Below are 19593 nucleotides of genomic sequence, written 5' to 3' on the forward strand. Positions count from 1 at the left end.
CTTTTCTATATTAGCAACTTTATTTCTCTTCGTCAATGCTTTTTTAAAAAAGTTTTTAGTGACGAGAAGTTGTTTAGTTGCTGTCGTTTTGACGACTTCTATAATTTATCATGCTCCGAAATGAACGTCAACTACTTTTGTAAAAAATCTTTCCACGACATCTTCCGCAACGGTACCGCTCCGGATTCATCTTTCTTTTCCTTCTATATAATGTCCCACATTTCTCACACTCGTAAAAGTGATTCTTTTTTTCTGCTTCTTCTAGACGCGGACTGTAACGCAGCCCCCCGTATCGTTGCAACCACTCTTTAAAATCCTGATCTTGATGCCGGTGCCCCATTCCACGCAGATGTAAATGATAGTGGCACAGTTCATGAATGACGATTCCACGGAAGGTATTAAGGTCTCCCAAATGACTCCGATTGAAATCCAGATGATGATCGGTCAGAAAATAACGGCCCCCTGTCGTCCGTAAGCGTTCGTTAAAGAGTGCAACATGTCTAAACGGTAAAGCAAACACGTCGAGCGAGAGTTGCTCGACGTATTGCTGCAACTCTTCGTTCGTCATGACGGACTGACCATCGTCAGACCGATCCGTCCGCGCTCCGGCTCGACACTCGTCACCCAGACGGTCACGATATCGCCGACGGCAATGACATCAAGCGGATGTTTGACCCGTTTTTTACTGAGTTTTGAAATATGAACAAGACCGCTTTCTTTCACACCGATATCCACGAAGGCACCGAAATCGAGCACATTTCGGACCGTCCCCTGGAATTCCATCCCGACTTGGATCATATCAAGGGATAACACATCCTGGCGCAGCAACGGCTTATCGAGTGCTTCCCGCGGATCACGTTCCGGGCGTTGTAATGCTTCAATGATATCCCGTAGTGTCGGTTCACCGACTTCGAGCAATCGAGCAGTGTCCGGTACGGATAACTCTCCGAGTCGAGTCCGTAAACTGTCCGTTCCAACGCTCTGCAACGGCAAATCCAGTTGCTTAAACAAGGATTCCACGGTTTTATATTGTTCCGGGTGAATCGGTGTCCGGTCAAGCGGATGACTGCCTTCCGGAATGCGTAAGAAACCGGCCGCCTGTTCATATGCTTTTGCTCCTAAACGCGGAACTTTCAACAATTCTTTCCGGGATTCAAAGGCCCCGAGTTCCGAGCGACGTTCCACAATCTTTTTAGCCGTTGCTTTCGTAATCCCGGCGACGTAACCGAGTAATGATTCCGAAGCTGTGTTGACGTCGACACCGACCTGGTTTACAACCGTCTCGACGACGAAATCGAGCGTCTCTTTTAACTTCGCCTGTGTGACATCATGTTGGTACTGTCCGACCCCAACGGATTGCGGATCCACTTTGACAAGTTCCGCCAACGGATCCTGCAGACGCCGGGCGATTGAGATGGCGGACCGTTGCTCGACTTGTAAGTCCGGAAACTCAGTGCGGGCAATTTCCGACGCCGAATAGATACTTGCTCCTGCCTCATCCACAATCGTAAAGGCAATTTGATCATGCTCTTTGATCCAGTCTGCGACAAAGGATTCCGTCTCACGGGAAGCCGTCCCGTTTCCAATCGCAATCAATTCAATTCCGTACCGTTTTACCAGTTTCGTTAAGACTTGACGTGCTTCTTGCGCTTTTTGTTCCGACATCGTCAGATACACGACGCCGACTTCCTTCATTTCCCCCGTCGGATCAATCACGGCCCACTTACATCCCGTCCGGTAGGCAGGATCAAGACCCAGCATGACTTTCCCTTTTATCGGCGGTTGCATGTAGAGTTGCCGCAAGTTTTTTCCGAACACTTCAATCGCCTGATTTTCCGCTTTGTCGGTCAACTCGTTCCGAAGTTCCCGTTCAATTGCCGGGAAAACCGATTTTTTATATCCCGTTTGAACAGCTTCCTCGACCAACTTGCGTTTTTGCTCCGGCAATCGGTTAAACGGCCGTAACAAGTTCGGTAAAACGTGTTGCTCTTCCAGAACGATTTTGACGGAAACGATTTTTAACGCCTCAGCACGATTGATCGCCAAAATCCGGTGTGGCACGATTTGACGGATCCGTTCACTGTACTCGTAATACTGGGCAAAGACACGTTTTTCATCGACTGCGTCTTTTTTTAGTTTCGTGACGATATCCGCAAACCGGTAAGCCGTCTTTCGAATATGTTCGCGGACACTCGCCTGTTCGCCCCACTCTTCGGCAATGATGGCTTGTGCTCCGGCTACGGCTTCTCCTTCGCCATGTGCCGCGACATACTGATGAAATTGTTGTTCATCGTATGATTTCGGTGACCGCAAAAAGTTGGCGAATGGTGTCAATCCTGCTTCTCGGGCAATCTCGGCTTTTGTTCTCCGTTTAGGACGAAACGGTAAGTACAGGTCTTCGATTTGCTGTAACGTCGTTGCTTCATTCAAGCTTTGTTTCAAGTCAGGCGTCAAGACAGCTTGTTCTTCGATTTTCCGCAAAACATCTTCTCGTTTTGATTCCAGTTGTGTGATGCTTTTATGGCGGTCGAGGATCGCTTTGATCTCGACCTCATCGAGTTCGCCGGTTTGCTCTTTACGGTATCTCGCGATGAACGGAATCGTTCCCCCGTCTTCCGTCAATTGTAAGACAGCCTTGACTTGCGCCGGTCTGATGTTCAATTCTGTTGCGATTCTCTTCTCCATTTTCCTCACCTCTGTTTCATTATACCGAAGAATCAACAGGACACAAAAAAAAGACCGATGCTTCCGCATCAGTCTTTTGAAAATACTTCGTTCGGTTCTACTTTGATTGCTTCTCGTAATTTTTGCAACGCACGGCGCTGAAGACGCGACACATGCATTTGCGAAATACCAAGAAGTTCTCCTGTTTCCTTTTGACTCATGTTCCGGTAGTACGCACATTCTAAAATCGAACGTTCGCGGTCAGTCAAAACAGCAAATGCTTTTTCAAGAATCAGCTTTTGATCCACTGAATCATATCCGTTTTCCTGGTTACCAACGAGATCCAGTAGTGTGACCGTACTGCCTTCCTGATCGGCTTCAATTGAACTATCAACAGATAAAGCCTGATAACTTTTACCCATCTCAAGGGTTTCAAGAACTTCCTCTTCCGATACTTCCAACCGAGCGGCAATTTCATCGATACGCGGTGAACGTTGCAGTTCTGTCGTCAGTTCTTCGACGGCTTTCTTGATTTTCGGTCCGAGTTCCTTGATTCGACGCGGGACGTGAACGCTCCATGTCTTATCACGGATGAAACGTTTGATTTCACCGATGATGGTCGGAACGGCAAAGGATTCAAAACTCCGGCCAAATTCTTTATCAAAACGACGAAGAGCGGCAAGCAAACCAATCATCCCGACTTGAACGAGGTCATCATGAATCGGACGGCCACGTGAGAACTTACGGGCAAGCGCCTCAACGAGGTCGGAATACCGAGCAAGTAAAGCAGCATGAACTTCTTCATCTTGATCATCTTGTTGATACAGGTCAATTAGACGAAGGACTTCATCATCACTGTGATGGCGTTGTTGAGACTTTGCTGGCACTTTGACCCACCTCATCTCTATTCATATATTTTGTCATATGGACAGTGACGCCGTTTGCTTTCTCGATCGTGACTTGATCCATGAGTGCTTCGATCATTAAGATCCCTAGTCCCCCCTCGTGCAGAGAGTCTAAATCATGAGATTCCGTAATTGGTTCACTTTGACGCTTCACGCTGTCTTTATCGAAAGTCACACCATTGTCTTTGACAATGATTTCAAGACGATCGTCCGGATAGACGTTACACGTTAAAGCCATTGATCCGTCCTGTTCTCCTTCATATGCATGTTGAACTGCATTCGCACATGCTTCAGAGACCGCAATTTTGATGTCTTCGATATCGTCGTACGTGTAACCCATCCGATTCGCGACACCCGAAACTGTCAATCGAGCAATTGCAACATATTCCGGTTTTGCCGGAAGTGTCATTTCAAGTTGTTCGTTCTTCATTGTGTCCCACCTCGTACACCACTATCGATTGTAATGATGCTTGAAAGACCTGTGATTTCAAACAAACGGCGGATGCGTTCAGAAACGCCGACAAGTGTAAATGATGTGCCGTTTTTCTTTGATGCTTTAAGCGCCCCGACAAATACACCAAGGCCTGTTGAATCCATATAGTGAATTTCATCCAGGTGCACGACAACGTCATTTGTTTCGACTGCCGGTACAAGTTCCTGGCGAAGTTTTGGTGCTGTATACGTATCAATCTCTCCTGCGATATAGAGATGCGTCTGACCATCTAATTGTTCTGTTTTAATTGTTAAATCCATCTTCAAGTTCCTCCTCAAGGAAAATCTGCTATGTGTTTTTTCTATCTCTATCTCTATTATCTCATAATAAAAAAAGTTCACTCTGAAATAATTCCCGGATTTGCTAATTCTTAAACCACTTTTTAAAAAAGTGTTCAAAAAAAGTCGCATACAGATGTATCGACTCTTCTCTCTGATCTATGTAAGTGCCTAAAAATCAATCAACCCTAAGCTGATCGCGACGGCACTATTTACTTTCATCATCGTGTCCGGATCTAGATGCGTGACTTTATCCGTCAGACGGCGTTTATCGATTGTACGGACCTGCTCAAGTAGGATGACCGAATCACGTTCTAATCCGTGTCGCTCTCGATATACTTCCACATGGGTCGGTAGTTTGGCTTTGTCGATCTGTGCCGTGATCGCAGCCACGATTACAGTTGGGCTGAATCGGTTACCAATATCATTTTGTAGGACAAGGACAGGACGAACGCCTCCTTGTTCCGATCCGACCACAGGTGACAAATTTGCATAAAACACGTCGCCACGTTTGACTATCAAAGCTTACACCCCGCTTACTTGACGTAGGAGCGAGAACTCCGCCTCCGTTTCAATCTGGAACATTTCGCCAACGATGGATAAATTGATCGCTGCCATTTCTTCGTAACCACGTTTCAATTCCTCACGTAGCTGACGCTTGCGTTCTTCGGTCGTATGGTTCGACTTCATCCCAATCGTCTCCTTCGCTACATTTCGCTCAACAAATTGCTTTTCCCGTTGTTGGACCAAGATAATGGCACCTCCAGATTCACTGAAACCTTAACGAACGACTCACTTTCTACTTCAATATATCAGTCAAATTCAGAAAATACAATCAAAATTCAAACAAATAACATTTTTTTACCATCATATTGATGTCTTTTAAAAAACTAGATGCGCGGGACCCGTTTCGAGAACTGACACAATACCTCATAGTTGATCGTCCCCAGCCAGTGCGCTGCTTCATCAATCGGGACACCTTGTCCAATCAACGTGACTTCTGTTCCAACCGGGTAATTGCGCGGCAAGCGGATCATCAACCGGTCCATACAGACCCGACCGACGATTTCGCACGGATAACCGTCGACAAGTAATGAATACCCCTGGAACTTGCGGGACCAGCCGTCCGCGTATCCGATCGGCACCGTTCCAATCCACTCATCTGTCGGCGCCGTGTAGGTCGCACCGTAACTGATCGTTTGACCGGGTTCAACCTGCTTGACCTGCATCAGACGACTTTTCAGCGTGAACGCCGGTCGTAAGAATTCGTAATATGGAATCATTTCGTCTGACGGCATCGCCCCGTATAAGGCAATCCCGATCCGGACGACATTAAAAGGATCCTGACCGATCAAACGGATGGCGCCCGCTGAGTTGGCCGCATGGATGTATCGAATATCCGGCACGCGTTCGACGAAATGCAGGAAAACGGTCTGTTGCTCGTCAAACAACCGGCTGTTTAATTCGTCGGCTGTCGCAAAATGCGTATAGATTCCTTCGAGTTCCATGACATCCGAATCCAACTCTTGTAAGACGGCATCCAACTCTTCCGGTGTCTGCAGTCCAAGACGGCCCATCCCGCTGTCAACCTTGATGTGGAGTCGTAAATGATCGACATCCGTTAAATGCTGTTTTGCTTCCCGCAACCAGTCGGCTGAAAACACCGGCACGGCGACGTCATAGTTCGAGGCGATCGGTGCATGTTCCGGCAAAAGCGTTTCGAGCATTAAAATCGGTGCCTGAATCCCGGCTTCCCGTAATTCGATTGCTTCTTCAAGCAGGGCGACAGCCAGTAAATCCGCCCCGTTCGCCAACGCGATTTCCGCGACCGTCACGGCACCATGTCCGTATCCGTCCGCCTTCACGACGGCCATCATCGTTTGATGACCGATTCGGGCCTTGATTTCCCGTACATTGTGCGCGATGGCTTCGCGGTCAATTTCTATCCAAGTTGGTCGATACATCTGAACTCCTCTTTTCTAATAAGACTTGTGCAGCCGCATAATGGTCGGAATGGGTAATGGAAAGGTGAATCGTCCCTTCAAACGGACCGGTCATGACCGGTCGTCCCGATGCTTCGTTCAACACTTCGAGATCAAGCCAGGATACGTCGGCACCGATGCCGGTCCCGAATGCTTTGACAAACGCTTCCTTTGCCGCGAACCTTCCTGCGAGATACTCAAGTTGCCGCTTATCAGACAAGGTGTAAAAACGATTCTGTTCTTCTGCCGTTAACACCCGTTTAACGATTCGCGGCTGACGCTCGAGCGTCTGTCGGATTTGTTCCAGTTCTACGAGATCGAGTCCTATTCCGAAAATCATTCCTGACGCCTCCACAGTTCTATTCTTCGCCATCTTCATATAGAATGAAGATGAAGCGAGGTGTTGTCATGTTTAGTCGAACGGAAAACTTACAAACGTTCACACGTTCTTATCCGGTCGTTTCGTTGTTCATTTTAATCCAAGTTGCCCTGTTTGTCATCGAACAGTTAAACGCCTTTTTCAACTTTGGCTTTTCGCCGCTCAATTACGGGGCAGCCATCAACTTGTTCATCGGGAACGGGGAATGGTGGCGTGTCGTAACCGCGACATTCCTGCATTATGATTTTTGGCATATCGCCTTCAACACGTTTGCCCTAATCATTTTCGCACCTGCCTTGGAGCGGATGATCGGTCACGCGAAGTTTGCTTCCTTCTATCTTTTAGTCGGAACGCTCGCCAACGTCTTGACGTATTTTACGAAAATCAATGAACCGTTTTACGGTCAAGCCGGGGCTTCGGGCGCAATTTTAGGACTGCTTGGTTTTTACGTCTATCTCGGTCGTTTTAAACGGACTGTCATTTCAGCTGATGACGCGCGTCTCGTGTATATCTTCAGTGCCATCACAGCCATCTTCACCTTACTCGGTTCGAATGTCTCTGTCTTTGGTCACTTATACGGTTTCGTGCTCGGGTTCCTTGCCGGCTTCATCTTCGGAAAAGGAACAGTGCCGTTTACACGTCCGTTCAATACCGGAAGACGTCCTGCATCAGGTGGTCGCATCATTCATACGAGCGGTTCCGGACAACTCGGACGGATCATCTTTTATGTCATCGTCGCCTTCGCCATGTTTGGCCTGCTGGCCCGGTTCATTTGAAACACAATCCAAAAAGGAGCCCGCTGAACTTAAAAATTCAGACGGGCTCCTTTTTATGATGGCTTATTTACGTAATGATTCCGCAAGATCTTTAATATCATCGATCAAGTTATGGATCGTTTCCTGGTTATCTGTATATAAGGCACGAAGTTCTTCAAAACGGCCTTTCGGATCCTGTTTGACGGCTGAAATTTGTGTCCCTGCTCCGCCAAATGTGCGTTTGAACGCAGCCAGTTGCGATTGACGTGTATCTTTATGAAGCATTGATAAAGTGGCACCTACAAGCGCTCCACCAAGCGTTGCTGCTAAAAAGTAATTCTTTTTCATCTGTTTTTCCCCCTAGACTAATTTAACTGTTGATTACAGCGGTTGCAAAAGCTGATACCGTTTCATGACCGGGGAAGGCGAAAACGACTTCCCTGCCTCTTCAGCATACTGGTCGACGGTCAGTCGTTCAACTGATTTCGCATAACGCGAAGCATCCCCGTCATTGTTGAACTGAATTAACAGGACCAGATCCGTCCCCCGCTCGACACGGGCAATCCGGACGGCCTGGAAACTGTCGTATTCGGCTCCCAGTACTTTCGGATCCGACATGACATGATGAACAAATAGATCACCGCTGTTCTGATCTGCCGGAATCGACCAATAAAATAGACTGCCTTGTTCATCAAAATTACCCCGTGTTTCGAGCAACGTATACGTGTTGCCGCTTTGGAACGGTGACTTCCCTTCTGTTTCGATAAATAAAAGAGCTTCCCCGCTTCCACTTGCCGCCCGGATCTGAGGATCACGAGATCGAATTTGATCAACAAAACTGCCGCTACCGAATGTTATGGAAAGTTTAGATGGCATCACAGGCCTCCGCGAGTTCGAAGTCTTTGCTAGTCAGACCGCCTGAATCGTGGGTCGTCGCAGCAAGCGTAACGTTCTTATGGTCAATGATGATTCTCGGATGATGGTTGAGATGTTCCGCTATCGAACCAACCTCCTGTACAAAATCAAGTGCTGCCGGGAATGAATCCAGTGTATAGACACGGACGATTTCGTCATCGACGACACGCCATTCTGCCAATCCTTCTAGACGTTCTTCCACTTCGTACTCATTCAACCTTTTCATGCCATTTTCCTCCTCCACCATTATTTTCGTCCTATACCTTATACCCTACTTTTCCGGTTTCTTATACCTCCAGCGGATGGATTTCTTCCTTTTGTCTTCCGGCACAGATAGAGTACAATGTGAAGGAGAACACTATCTCTCAAAAAAGAAAGGGGCAGACGCTCATGCGTGCGCTAATCGTGATTGACTATACGGTTGATTTTGTAGCCGATGAAGGAAAGTTGACGTGCGGAAAACCAGGACAGACCATTGAAGGACGCATCGCTTCACTGATGGATGAGTTCTCATCTGAGGATTACGTCGTCATCGCAAACGATATCCATGAAGAAGGAGACACGTTCCATCCGGAAACCGTCCTCTTCCCACCCCACAACATCCGGGGCACGCACGGCCGGGATCTTTTTGGACAAGTAGCCGAAATGGCACGTGTCGCAGATCATGTCATCGATAAAACACGTTACAGTGCTTTTGCCGGGACGGATCTTGATTTACGGTTACGCGAACGTTCGATTCAGGAAGTCCATCTCGTCGGCGTATGCACGGACATCTGTGTTCTGCATACAGCAGTCGATGCCTACAATCTGGGATATAAAATCGTCGTCCATGCCGACGCCGTCGCAAGTTTCAATGCGGCCGGACACGACTGGGCACTTACACATTTCAAACAATCGATCGGCGCAGATGTCGTCGGCGAATAAGAAGGGATCTGTCTTCATGTTACAACGTAATCTTGCACTTCATACTGACCTTTATCTGCCGCGGTGGATGTATATTTATTGGAAAGAAGGACGGCACAATGAACGGGCTGTCTTTGATGTCTATTACCGTTCAAACCCGTTCGAAGGCGGCTATGTCGTATTCGCCGGACTTGAAAATATCATCGAATACGTCCAGACCCTTCGTTTTACGGAAGAAGACATCACGTATCTCCAAAAAATGATTGATTTCCCGGACGAGTTCAAAGATGAATTGCGAAACTTTAAATTTTCCGGTTCCATCTCAAGTGTCAAAGAAGGCGAAATCGTTTTCCCGAACGAACCGCTCGTGCGGATCGAAGCCCGGATTTTCGAAGCCAAATTACTGCAGACCGCGATTTTGAATATCGCCAACCATGAGTCCTTGATTGCTACGAAATATGCACGGATCCGTCAATCGGCACCGGGAGCAAAATTCCTCGAAGCCGGTGCGCGTCGTGCCCAAGGCATCGATGCCGCCTACTTCGGAACCCGTGCGTCGTACTTGGCTGGATTTGATGTGACGAGCCTTGCTTCAGCCGGACGTGACTTCGGTATTCCGTGCGGCGGAACGATGGAACATGCCGATATTCAATTCCATGATGACGAATTAACGGCGTTCCGGACATTTGCCGCGTATTATCCTGATCAAGCGACATTGCTCGTCGATACGTATGACACATTAAAAAGCGGACTCCCGAATGCCATTACCGTTGCGAAGGAACTTGAAGCAAAAGGACATAAATTGCGCGGTATCCGGATTGATTCCGGTGATTTATCGTACTTATCGAAACGGGCGCGGACAATGCTCGACGAAGCCGGTTTCCCGGATGTCGACATCGTCTTATCCGGTGATCTCGATGAGTACGTCATTCAAGATTTACGGATTCAAGGGGCACAGGCGAATACCTTCCTCGTCGGAACACGCGGGATCACGGCATACGAACAGCCGGCACTCGGTATGGTCTACAAGCTGGTCGCACGTGAAGTCGACGGCGAACTCATTCCGGTCATTAAAGTCTCTTCCTCAAAAGCGAAGACGACGACACCGCATATCAAAGAAGTGTACCGGATTGTCGACCGCGTGACGAATAAGTTCAAAGGGGATTACGTGACGTTACTCGATGAGGATCCGACTGATCTTGAGGCAATCGATTTAATCGACGTCCGCGATCCGTCCTTCCGAAACCGCATCGAGAACTTTAACGTCGAACGGTTGCTGACGCCGATTTTCGTTGAGGGTGAGCTCGTATATACCGTTCCGACCATTGAAGAAAGCCGTCATTTCCATGAGCAGCAGATCGGTCGTCTCTGGGAGGAATACAAACGTCTCCGTCTGCCGGAAGTCTACGCAATCACATTCAGCGACCGTCTCTGGAAACTGAAGCTTGATATGATTCGTGATACACGGACTGCGAGCGGTCTTAAATAAACAGACAAAAACAGCCCACTTCAGCTGAAGTGGGCTGTTTCATTTGGTGCAGCTGTTATTTGGATTGCCGCTTGTTCCATTTGTTGACGAAAGTACCAAGCGAAACCAAGCGCACCTCCGATAAAGACGATATACGTAATCCGCTGACCGAACTCTGCCAAGGAATCCGCATAAAAAATACTGATTAAGTGGTCGCTTCCACTGATGAGAAGCAAACAGGCAATCAGGAGCGCTATACGATAAGCAAGTGTCGGACGATCGGCTGGTTCAGCATGCCAATACGAGATGACGTTATGGGCAAGTAAGATGATGCCAATGATTCCTAATACTCCTATCAATGCTTGCGGCATAATGAACGGTCCTCCTGTTTCTAATTTCTACTTCCATTTAAACATAGTTCACTAAAAAATCCTCGCTAAAACTTTCCCACCGTTTGCCCGGTCACGGTATACTGAAGAAAATCTGTTGTCCATTCAACAAGGAGGCGTTTTCTTGAAAACCTTTAAATTGTGCACCTTACGTATTCTCATGGATGAATCTGGTCGGGATACGACGATTCCCCTCACGATCAAAGACGGACTGACTGTCAGTACGGATCAGACGGCACAGTGGGTCGCTGAAATTGTCGTCCTTGAAAACGATCAACCGATCATCGACGAGTTATTTACTAAAAATCTGCGGGCCCTGATTGAAATCACGATTTCCCGCCCCGATAACGATCCTGCTGCGATGATTGTGACACCGCTTGAATCGACGCGATTGAGCGAAGGTGTGTCCTATCTGTTCAAAGGAAAGATGGTCATGATGAAAAATGACTTGTCAGAATCCATCTTACGCGAAGTCGTTGAGGATCACTTTACCGGCGAAGCGCTGATTCAAGAGTACAAAGACCGCCGTTCGAAACGCGGCGCACATATTACGAGTATCGCGAAAGAAACGTTTAAACAGTATCTGCACGAAAACCCGTCTGTTTCTTAAGGACGTTTCGTTTGATCTACGATATGATCCGCGACATTGATCCGGTCGATTTCGTACCGGTCGGAGAAACGAATATAGTTGGCACATGCATTTTTAAGCGGTGTCCGGTAACTGAAGCTTTCATCAATCGAGGATAACGCCGCTTTGATCGTATGCGAATGACAGACGATCAACAGGCGTTGTCCCCGATATTTTTCTGTCAGTTCTTCAATGGCCGAAAATACCCGCTGTTGAATTTCCTGTTCGGTTTCAAGTCCCGGTACACGAACATTATCGTTCGCTTGGACCGCCTCATAAATTCCGGCGACAGGCTGACCTGATGCCAAACCGAATTCCCGTTCGACCAACCGGTCATCCGTCTCCGTCACATCCAGTCCGACGGAACGTCCGATGATTTCTGCCGTCTCGACTGCCCGCGATAAGGGGCTCGAAATCAAGACGTCCCATTGTTCTTCCGCCAGATACGCAGCACTCATTTCAGCCTGCCACCGTCCGGTTTCATTCAGCGGAATATCCTCCCGTCCTTGAATCCGTTCGTTTAAATTCCAATCCGTCTGACCATGACGCACTAAACAAATTTCTGTCATTTCACTGTCTCCTTCAAAAGAAATATGACTGATTGTATCATGTTTTCTTTTTTAATGAAGGGTCTCCCGGGGCGGCAACGCCAGGACTTGACAGCTGAACGCTTCAATCCGTTCCAGCAACCGCTCGATTTTGAGCGGGTTTTCCGTTTGGGCAAAACTCGCCAGTGAATGTGTGCCGTTCGGGAAGGAAAACAGTCGGACATCCGCTCCAACATCCGCTCCTTTTTCCACGAAATGCAATGCTTGCGTAAACGGGACAATCGGATCTTTTTTCCCGTGCAGCAGCATGATCGGCGGCGAGTCCGCTCGTAAGTGCGTCACCGGCGAGACCCGTGTCATAAGTTCCCGCCATTCTTCCCTGCCACCCCCGTAAAACTTGATATGGGCAATCCAGGTTTGAATGAACTTGAACAGCAGGAAATTCGTTGGAGGATACAAGGCAATGACACCGCTGATCAACGGCAGGCGTTCCATTTTTTGTTCGCCGACAAATTCCGTCGGAGCGAGTGCCGTCGTCAGCATCAAGGCGGCTCCGGCTGAATCTCCCCACAGCACCATCCGTCCGCGCATGATTTGTAAATCATCCGCCTCTTGATTCAAGAAACAGAGTGCGTCCCGTACGTCCTCCAGATTATCCGGAAAATAGCTGCCGTCTTCGAATAAGCGGTAATCGATGCTGCAAACGGCGATACCGAGCTCGAGGAAACGTTCCATGATTGGTGTAAAACAAAAGACATCATCCCGGTTTCCCCTGACGAAGGCTCCCCCATGCGCATAAATCGCGACCGGGAAAGGACCGTCCCCTGGAGGATAGTATAAATCCAGCTTCAATTCTTGGGTGTGAACGGTTTTATACACAACCGTCCGCGGCGCGAGTTGGACTTCTGACAGCGGAAGAGCCGGTTCTGTCCATCGTAATAACGCACCGTAGTTGTTCCAAATGCTTGCTCCGGCCGCAGCCGTCGTTAAAATCGCTGCCCCTCCCATCAGCCAAGCGGTTTCCCGTTTCACCTCATCACCTCCGAAATTTCCTCTCGATTTCTAATCTTATTAGTCTTTTACCCGATTTATTTAGAAGTCGAACGTCTTCCCTGACTGGTACTTGACGCTTGGTTTCGGATTCGTTATAGTGAAAAGGTTCAAATCGGAATAATTACGTTTTAATATTTTTTTGGAGGGTTTATTCATATGAAAAAATTACTTTCAGCTTTCACGGTCGCCTTTGCAGGAGCTGCTTTTCTTGCTGCCTGCGGTTCTTCCGAATCCACTCAGGATGCGGCCGACCAAAATCTCCGTGTCTATACATCAACGTTCGCCACTGCAGCAATCGCCAGGGAAATTGGCGGCACGGACATCGACGTCCAGATGATCGTACCTCCGGGGGCCGATCCGCATTCATACGAACCGACGTCTAAACAACTGACTGAAATCGCACAAGGTGATCTGTTCCTTTTAACGGGTACGATGCTTGAACCGTACTCCAAAAAAATCAAAGCCAGTCTTAAAGGCAACGATGTTCGTTTCGTCGAGACGAGTAAAGGCATCGATCTGCTCGAAGCGAATGCCACGCTTCATGAACATGAAGGACACACCGACGAACATGCGGCAGAAGAACATGATCACGGCAAATTTGATCCGCATGTCTGGCTCGATCCGAACAATGCCAAAGTGATGGCTCAATCAATTACGACGGCACTCGCTAAAGAAGTACCTGCTAAAAAAGCAACGTTTGAGAAAAATCTCACCGCTTTTAATAGCAAGGCCGATAAGCTTGATCAAAACTTGCAACAGGCTGTTGATGAAGGATCCAAAAAAGAATTGCTCGTCACCCATGCCGCTTACGGATATTTAGCAGAACGCTACGGATTCTCGCAATTGCCGATTGCCGGTATCTCTCCGTCGGACGAGCCTTCGCAAAAACAACTGGCGGCGATCGTCAAGGAAGCCCAACTTCACGACTTGAAGTATATCGCTTTCGAAGAGACGGTTTCACCGAAAGTTGCCCGTGTCATTCAACAGGAAATCGGAGCGGAGGCCATTACGATCCACAACCTCGAGTCCGTCACGAAAGCACAGCAGAAGGCATCGTATTTTGAGTTGATGAATGAAAATGTCGCGACTCTCAAACAAGCACTTCAGTGAAGTAGTGTTGACGTGCAGTAAAAGATGCGTTACGGTAGAAAACGTATTTCAGACAATTAAATGACTTCTTTTTATCGCGAGAGACGGAGGGACTGGCCCGATGATGTTTCGGCAGCGGACGATTAAATCGTACTGTGCCAAATCCAGCAAGCTGCGGCTTGAGAGATAAGAAGAGCGTCTTTTTCAGTAAAGACCTCCTTCTTTCTTGCGAAGGAGTCTTTTTTTGTACTTGTAGAAAAGGAGTGGTTTGATGAACGAAACGATTACACCGAATAAATGGGCACTTCTACCGTTACTTGTCTTTTTAGTTCTTTTTATCGGTGCCGGTATTTTTTACGATGACTTTTACAAGTTTCCGATTCTGATTGCGGCTTTGATTGCCTTGATTTTTGCGGCGGTCACAACAAAAGGCGGTATTAATCAGACCGTGGAACGGATTGCAGCAGGTGCAGGAAATCCGGACATCATGATTATGGTCTTTATCTTCTTGCTTGCCGGTGCCTTTTCCGGAACGGCCGATGCAATCGGCGCGATCGAAGCAACCGTCAATGCGTCATTAACATTTTTACCTCCGTCCCTCCTGATGAGCGGACTGTTCATCATCGCCGCCTTCATCTCGATGGCGATGGGGACTTCCACCGGTACGATTGCGGCACTCGCTCCGATTGCCCTTGGAATCCATGAAGCAACCGGTGTCAATGTTGCGATTGCGGCCGCCGCTGTCGTTGGTGGCGCAATGTTCGGCGACAACTTATCGTTCATTTCCGATACGACGATTGCAGCCGTCCGGACACAAAAAACCAACATGCGTGATAAATTCCGAACCAATTTCCTGATTGTTTTGCCGGCAGCTATTCTGACTATCATCATCCTGGCTTTTGTCTCAAGCACAGGAAATGTCGTCGAAGCGAAGGCGTTTGAGTTTTATAAACTGATTCCGTATCTGTCCGTCATCATCCTCGCCTTGTTTGGCGTCAACGTCATTCTTGTTTTGATTGGTGGAACCGTTTTAACAGGTATCATCGGGATGATTGACGGCAGCTTCGGCTTAAGCGGTTTTGTCCTATCCATGTCTGACGGCCTGATGGGAATGGCGGAAATCTCGATTTTGACATTACTGATGGGTGGTCTCGTCAGTCTGATCACCTTTAACGGTGGGATTGCTTACCTGAAAGAAACGCTGACGCAAAAAATCTCTCAACGTCGCGGCGCGGAATTCAGCATGGCAGCACTCGTCAGTGCGACGAACCTCGCAACAGCGAACAATACGATTTCGATTCTTGTCGCCGGTCCACTGGCAGCAGAAATCGCCGATACGTATGACATCGACCGAAAAAAGTCAGCCAGTATTCTTGACATCTTCTCTTGCGGCATCCAAGGTATCATTCCCTACGGCGCCCAGTTGCTGATTGCCGCGGAATTGACGAAAACGGCCTCTCCGGAACTGATTCCTTATCTGTTTTATCCGTTCCTGCTGTTCGTTTGCGGATCTCTTGCGATTCTTTTCGGCTTCCCGCGTCGGAAAACATCGGACGCACGTCAAAAAAATGTTTCATAACAAACAGACCCGTCGCAACAGCGACGGGTCTTGTGTTTGTCTTATTTTTTCCGGTCTTGGCGGTTGAGAATGAAGTAAGCAATCGCTGGAAGCGGAAACTGAATCAGTCCTGCGCCTCCCCAGACCCATGGATTCCGCCCTGTCTTCCGGGCACCGAGGAACAAGCATGCCGCTTGTGTCCCTAATAAGGCTGCAAGGCCGGCCCACACACCTTTTGGTACGTTTTTAACAGATCGTTTCATAAAATACACCTCGTTTCCTTTATAGTTTTACCCTCCTCATTTCGCTTTCTAACCGTCTTTTTCCTCCCTTGAGCGTTGAAACAGACGTTCTTGCTTGTTCATGCTAAACTAAACGAGCAATTCCATATTCTCGTTTCATTGAAGGAGGAGTATACACATGCAATACGCAAAACTTTCAAATGGTGTCACGATTCCACAAATCGGATTTGGTGTCTGGCAAGTCGATGAAGAGACGGAAGCACCGGCTGCCGTCGCAGAAGCCCTTCGTGTCGGTTACCGTCATATTGATACGGCTGCCGTTTACAAAAACGAACGTGGTGTCGCCAAAGGAATTAAAGAAAGCGGCGTGAACCGTGAAGATCTCTTCTTAACGTCTAAAGTATGGAACGATGACATTCGTGCCGGACGCACGAAAGAAGCTTTCGCTGAGTCACTTGAACGCCTCGAAACCGACTACCTTGATCTTTATCTGATCCACTGGCCGGTTGAAGGGTATATCGAAGCATGGAAAGCCATGGTCGAACTTTACGAAGCCGGCAAAATTAAGGCAATCGGTGTTTCGAACTTCAAAGAACATCATCTCGATACACTTGCTGAAGAAGGATTAATGACACCGATGATCAATCAGGTTGAACTTCATCCGCAACTTCCGCAACATGAGTTGCATGAATATTTACAGGACCACAGCATTCAAGTCGAGGCGTGGAGCCCACTCATGCAAGGAAAATTCCTCGAAATCAATGACTTCAAGGAAATTGCCGAAAAACACGGCAAATCCCCTTCACAAGTCGTCTTGCGTTGGCATTTAGACAACGGCATCGTGGCGCTTCCAAAATCGGTCACACCCGAACGCATTGCGGAAAACTTTGACGTCTTTGACTTCCAACTCGATGCAGATGATCTCGAGAAAATTGACCGTTTGGCAACCGATGTCCGTCTCGGACCGGATCCGGACGAAATCGATTTTTAAGTACACATACACAATCGGTTTAAAGAAAAATGGTTTTTCTATAGACGAAGGGGAGGCGGATATTCACATCCACCTCCCCTTTTTCCTATATGAGTGATGGACCGTCAGACATAATAGACGAGAATCGTATCCTGCGCCTCTTCCGCCTGGTGAAAATAAGCGCATAAATTTCCGAACTGTTCCCAGACCTCATCAAAATCACCTTGTCGGCCGGCTTCCTGATAAATCACTTCAAGTGCTTGGCGATCAAAATTTCGCATGACCTCCGAAGAAATGATGAGCAACGGTAAGGGAAGGATACCGACGATTGCTGCATGCTCTTCATTGACGATCAGTTCCTCTCCGACAATCGCCCGTCCCAGATTATAATGGGTCTCTTGATCAATGAAGATATCGATTTGACTCATCAACTGATACAACGGAGTCGTTTCTTCGAGTGCAAACAATTGTTCATGATCGGGTTGTGTTTCATGGATAAATAAAATCCAGTCCATGATGATATGGGGATCATCTCCAAACGAATCCCAAACGGCATCCGCGACACGTACATAGTGTACGTTTTCCATCCTTCCCCCTCCTTTCCGGTCGTTTTTTTTAGTATTCCCATTTTCACACTGCTTTAATGACGATTATTAAAATCTCTCCAGACAAAAAAAGGACCAGATGACTCTGATCCTTTTCATATTAAATCGCTTTTTCTTTTTGGTCTTCGTCCTGCCATGCTTCAAGCAGTTCTTGACCCGGAAGATTCGGAATTGAATTTTTATGGAAACGGGGATCTTGTCCCTTTTTCCGTTGCACTAAATAATCATCCAGTGCGAGCTTTGCAATTTTGGATAAGCGGAAAATCGCATATAAGTTAACAATCGCCATCAAGCCCATGAAGATATCGGCAAGTGCCCAGACAAGTCCAGCCGTTTGAACGAGTGAACCAAACACAATCATACCGAGGACGATGATCCTGTACGCAATCATGATTTTCTTATTATCGTTGATGAAGCTGATATTCGATTCACCGTAGTAGTAGTTTCCGACAATCGAACTGAAGGCAAACAAGAAAATCGCAAGCGCCATAAATGCTGTGGCAAACGGACCCACTTGAGATGCCAGCGCCCCTTGCGCCAAATCGATTCCGGCGACCGGTGCTCCACTCGCATCCTGCGTCGCAACCCCACTGACTAAAACAATCATCGCTGTCGAAGAACAGACGAGCAGTGTGTCGACAAAAACGGCAAACGACTGGATCAATCCCTGTTTGACGGGATGCGATACTTCTGCCGTCGCAGCGGCATTCGGAGCTGAACCCATACCGGCTTCATTCGAGAAAAGACCACGACGGATTCCGTTTAAGACCGCGGCTCCGATTGCTCCGCCGGCCAGTGTTTTGAACTCAAGTAAACCTTCTTGGAAGATCAGACCGAAGACGTTCGGCAACGCTTCTAAATTCGTCACCATGATATAGAGGGCAATCAAAATATAGCCGCCTGCCATGATCGGGACGAGGAACGCCGACACCGTTGCAATACTCCGGACACCGCCGAAGATGACAAGTGCCGTCAACAGAACAAGTCCGACCGTAATCCACGTCTTATCAACCCCGTACTGGCTTTGAAGCGACAGTGAAATCGTATTGGACTGAACCGAGTTAAAAACGAATCCGAACGAGATTGTAATCAGAATACTGAAAACGACCCCTAACCACCGCTGTCCAAGCGCCTTTTCCATATAATACGCCGGACCACCGCGCCATGCTTTTTCATCACGTACTTTATAAATCTGAGCCAGCGTACTCTCGACGAATGCCGAAGCTGAACCGATTAAGGCGATCAACCACATCCAGAAGACTGCACCCGGTCCACCGAGCGCAATGGCTGTCGCGACGCCGGCGATGTTGCCGGTCCCGACACGTGCCGCTGTACTGATGGCAAAAGCTTGGAAAGGCGAAACACCGTCTTTTCCTTTATCCGTTCCTTGGAACAATAGCCGCAACATTTCCGGAATCATCCGAAACTGGACGAATCCCATGCGAATCGTAAAATAAATTCCTAAACCGACCAATAAGATAATCAAGACACTCGACCATAACAAGTCGTTGATACTACCGATAACATCCATCAGTTGTTTTTCCACAGGTGTTCCCCCTTAGTTAAGCGTTCGCTTATGTAACCTTTTTTCACATGTGTTCTATAATACGTAAATAATTTTAGAAAATCAAATTCATTTTCTTCTTTTAAGTCATCACAATCTATAAAACCCTCACAAACCTCACATGTGATGTCAGGTTCATCATAAAAAACAAGGGACTGACTTTTGGGTCAGTCCCTTGTTAAGAATTGATTTAACCACTGAACAC

General features: G+C 47.7%; 25 protein-coding genes and 1 riboswitch. Of the genes, 7 read left to right on the forward strand and 18 right to left on the reverse strand.

Annotation, left to right across the window (positions count from 1 at the left end):
* Positions 1–127: 127 nt before the first annotated feature.
* From EXIG_RS15800 to acpS, 9 genes are all read right to left on the reverse strand, one after another.
* Entirely contained in the window at positions 128–568 is a 441-nt protein-coding gene (locus tag EXIG_RS15800) for a SprT family protein (protein WP_012371664.1), read from the reverse strand.
* Entirely contained in the window at positions 565–2685 is a 2121-nt protein-coding gene (locus tag EXIG_RS14290) for a Tex family protein (protein ID WP_012371665.1), read from the reverse strand. Before EXIG_RS14290 ends, EXIG_RS15800 begins: the two co-directional genes overlap by 4 nt.
* Positions 2686–2753: 68 nt before the next feature.
* Complete coding sequence (gene sigB / locus EXIG_RS14295; protein WP_012371666.1) at positions 2754–3551, reverse strand: RNA polymerase sigma factor SigB; 798 nt, start codon at positions 3549–3551, stop codon at positions 2754–2756.
* Positions 3517–3999, reverse strand: coding sequence for an anti-sigma B factor RsbW (gene rsbW, locus EXIG_RS14300; protein ID WP_012371667.1), 483 nt, complete (start codon positions 3997–3999; stop codon positions 3517–3519). Before rsbW ends, sigB begins: the two co-directional genes overlap by 35 nt.
* Complete coding sequence (locus tag EXIG_RS14305; protein WP_012371668.1) at positions 3996–4322, reverse strand: STAS domain-containing protein; 327 nt, start codon at positions 4320–4322, stop codon at positions 3996–3998. The genes rsbW and EXIG_RS14305 overlap by 4 nt, the downstream gene beginning before the upstream one ends.
* A gap of 189 nt (positions 4323–4511) precedes the next feature.
* Complete coding sequence (locus EXIG_RS14310; RefSeq protein ID WP_014971520.1) at positions 4512–4862, reverse strand: type II toxin-antitoxin system PemK/MazF family toxin; 351 nt, start codon at positions 4860–4862, stop codon at positions 4512–4514.
* Between the two features lie 3 nt (positions 4863–4865).
* The gene (locus tag EXIG_RS14315) at positions 4866–5090 is read right to left on the reverse strand and encodes a hypothetical protein (RefSeq protein ID WP_012371670.1); all 225 of its coding nucleotides are present in this window, start codon (positions 5088–5090) and stop codon (positions 4866–4868) included.
* A gap of 140 nt (positions 5091–5230) precedes the next feature.
* Entirely contained in the window at positions 5231–6304 is a 1074-nt protein-coding gene (gene alr / locus EXIG_RS14320; RefSeq protein WP_012371671.1) for an alanine racemase, read from the reverse strand.
* The gene (gene acpS, locus EXIG_RS14325) at positions 6276–6662 is read right to left on the reverse strand and encodes a holo-ACP synthase (RefSeq protein ID WP_012371672.1); all 387 of its coding nucleotides are present in this window, start codon (positions 6660–6662) and stop codon (positions 6276–6278) included. Before acpS ends, alr begins: the two co-directional genes overlap by 29 nt.
* 68 nt (positions 6663–6730) lie before the next feature.
* Here acpS and EXIG_RS14330 point away from each other — a divergent pair, with 68 nt between their 5' ends.
* On the forward strand, positions 6731–7477 hold the full coding sequence (locus EXIG_RS14330) for a rhomboid family intramembrane serine protease (RefSeq protein WP_012371673.1): 747 nt from the start codon (positions 6731–6733) through the stop codon (positions 7475–7477).
* Between the two features lie 63 nt (positions 7478–7540).
* On the opposite strand, the gene EXIG_RS14335 is transcribed toward EXIG_RS14330, so the two are convergent.
* Genes EXIG_RS14335 through EXIG_RS14345 form a run of 3 tightly spaced genes read right to left on the reverse strand, consistent with a single transcriptional unit; the run spans position 7541 to position 8597 of the window.
* Positions 7541–7804 carry a hypothetical protein gene (locus tag EXIG_RS14335; RefSeq protein WP_012371674.1) on the reverse strand — a complete coding sequence of 88 codons (264 nt, stop codon included), beginning with the start codon at positions 7802–7804 and terminating at the stop codon, positions 7541–7543.
* A gap of 33 nt (positions 7805–7837) precedes the next feature.
* On the reverse strand, positions 7838–8332 hold the full coding sequence (locus EXIG_RS14340; protein ID WP_012371675.1) for a hypothetical protein: 495 nt from the start codon (positions 8330–8332) through the stop codon (positions 7838–7840).
* Positions 8322–8597, reverse strand: coding sequence for a 4a-hydroxytetrahydrobiopterin dehydratase (locus EXIG_RS14345; RefSeq protein ID WP_012371676.1), 276 nt, complete (start codon positions 8595–8597; stop codon positions 8322–8324). Before EXIG_RS14345 ends, EXIG_RS14340 begins: the two co-directional genes overlap by 11 nt.
* Positions 8598–8761: 164 nt before the next feature.
* On the opposite strand from EXIG_RS14345, the gene EXIG_RS14350 reads away from it, so the two are divergent.
* Positions 8762–9295 carry a cysteine hydrolase family protein gene (locus tag EXIG_RS14350; protein ID WP_012371677.1) on the forward strand — a complete coding sequence of 178 codons (534 nt, stop codon included), beginning with the start codon at positions 8762–8764 and terminating at the stop codon, positions 9293–9295.
* Between the two features lie 16 nt (positions 9296–9311).
* Positions 9312–10763, forward strand: a complete 1452-nt coding sequence (locus tag EXIG_RS14355; protein WP_012371678.1) for a nicotinate phosphoribosyltransferase — start codon at positions 9312–9314, stop codon at positions 10761–10763.
* 20 nt (positions 10764–10783) lie between these two features.
* Here EXIG_RS14355 and EXIG_RS14360 read toward each other — a convergent pair whose 3' ends face one another.
* On the reverse strand, positions 10784–11113 hold the full coding sequence (locus tag EXIG_RS14360; protein ID WP_012371679.1) for a hypothetical protein: 330 nt from the start codon (positions 11111–11113) through the stop codon (positions 10784–10786).
* A gap of 142 nt (positions 11114–11255) precedes the next feature.
* On the opposite strand from EXIG_RS14360, the gene EXIG_RS14365 reads away from it, so the two are divergent.
* Positions 11256–11741, forward strand: a complete 486-nt coding sequence (locus EXIG_RS14365; RefSeq protein ID WP_012371680.1) for a YwpF family protein — start codon at positions 11256–11258, stop codon at positions 11739–11741.
* Here EXIG_RS14365 and EXIG_RS14370 read toward each other — a convergent pair.
* Positions 11738–12328 (reverse strand): histidine phosphatase family protein, encoded by a 591-nt coding sequence (locus EXIG_RS14370; protein WP_012371681.1) that lies wholly within the window; start codon positions 12326–12328, stop codon positions 11738–11740. The genes EXIG_RS14365 and EXIG_RS14370 overlap by 4 nt on opposite strands.
* A 51-nt stretch (positions 12329–12379) precedes the next feature.
* Positions 12380–13339, reverse strand: coding sequence for an alpha/beta hydrolase (locus EXIG_RS14375; protein WP_012371682.1), 960 nt, complete (start codon positions 13337–13339; stop codon positions 12380–12382).
* 177 nt (positions 13340–13516) lie between these two features.
* Between EXIG_RS14375 and EXIG_RS14380 the strand changes: the two genes are divergently transcribed.
* Both EXIG_RS14380 and EXIG_RS14385 read left to right on the forward strand, forming a co-directional pair.
* A complete protein-coding gene (locus EXIG_RS14380) occupies positions 13517–14470 on the forward strand; it encodes a metal ABC transporter solute-binding protein, Zn/Mn family (protein ID WP_012371683.1) in 954 nt (317 codons plus the stop codon).
* Between the two features lie 68 nt (positions 14471–14538).
* Positions 14539–14642: riboswitch (SAM riboswitch) on the forward strand.
* A 78-nt stretch (positions 14643–14720) separates the two neighbouring features.
* Positions 14721–16028: a Na+/H+ antiporter NhaC family protein gene (locus tag EXIG_RS14385; protein ID WP_012371684.1), complete on the forward strand. Its 1308-nt coding sequence runs from the start codon at positions 14721–14723 to the stop codon at positions 16026–16028.
* Positions 16029–16069: 41 nt separating this feature from the next.
* Here EXIG_RS14385 and EXIG_RS14390 read toward each other — a convergent pair whose 3' ends face one another.
* Complete coding sequence (locus EXIG_RS14390) at positions 16070–16270, reverse strand: hypothetical protein (RefSeq protein ID WP_012371685.1); 201 nt, start codon at positions 16268–16270, stop codon at positions 16070–16072.
* A 157-nt stretch (positions 16271–16427) separates the two neighbouring features.
* On the opposite strand from EXIG_RS14390, the gene EXIG_RS14395 reads away from it, so the two are divergent.
* Positions 16428–17240: an aldo/keto reductase gene (locus tag EXIG_RS14395; RefSeq protein WP_012371686.1), complete on the forward strand. Its 813-nt coding sequence runs from the start codon at positions 16428–16430 to the stop codon at positions 17238–17240.
* Positions 17241–17344: 104 nt separating this feature from the next.
* Here EXIG_RS14395 and EXIG_RS14400 read toward each other — a convergent pair whose 3' ends face one another.
* Both EXIG_RS14400 and EXIG_RS14405 read right to left on the reverse strand, forming a co-directional pair.
* Positions 17345–17806 carry a hypothetical protein gene (locus tag EXIG_RS14400; RefSeq protein WP_012371687.1) on the reverse strand — a complete coding sequence of 154 codons (462 nt, stop codon included), beginning with the start codon at positions 17804–17806 and terminating at the stop codon, positions 17345–17347.
* A gap of 118 nt (positions 17807–17924) precedes the next feature.
* Entirely contained in the window at positions 17925–19370 is a 1446-nt protein-coding gene (locus EXIG_RS14405) for an alanine/glycine:cation symporter family protein (protein ID WP_012371688.1), read from the reverse strand.
* Between the last annotated feature and the right edge of the window lie 223 nt (positions 19371–19593).

Origin of the sequence: Exiguobacterium artemiae 255-15 (genome assembly GCF_000019905.1) — a bacterium.
Lineage (GTDB): Bacteria > Bacillota > Bacilli > Exiguobacteriales > Exiguobacteriaceae > Exiguobacterium_A > Exiguobacterium_A artemiae.